At 60.9% G+C, this 238-nt stretch carries 1 protein-coding gene; it reads right to left on the bottom strand.

What is annotated here, in order from left to right; all coding sequences use genetic code 11:
* Positions 1 to 238, bottom strand: a 238-nt coding sequence (locus SB756_RS35045; protein WP_410913880.1) for an MFS transporter, incomplete at both ends; no start/stop codon positions are given.

The following is a 238-nucleotide window of genomic DNA, read 5'->3' as shown; positions in this document are numbered from 1 at the left end:
AAAAAGATCCAGTGCCACGATGCGTACTCCACCAGCAGACCGCCGAGCGCCGGACCGAGCAGCGGACCGACCTGACCGGGTAACGTGACAAAGGTCATCGCCGCCATATATTGCTCGCGCGGTACGATTTTCATCACCGTCAATCTGCCGACCGGCACCATCATCGCGCCGCCAACGCCCTGTAACGCGCGTGCCAGCAACAGTTCGTTCAGCGTGCCGGAAAGCGCGCAAAACAGTG

Source organism: Pseudomonas sp. SIMBA_068, from assembly GCF_046534705.1.
Taxonomy (GTDB): domain Bacteria; phylum Pseudomonadota; class Gammaproteobacteria; order Pseudomonadales; family Pseudomonadaceae; genus Aquipseudomonas; species Aquipseudomonas putida.
Note: the sequence above shows the minus strand (reverse complement) of the source record. Positions and strands in the feature narration are given on the sequence as shown.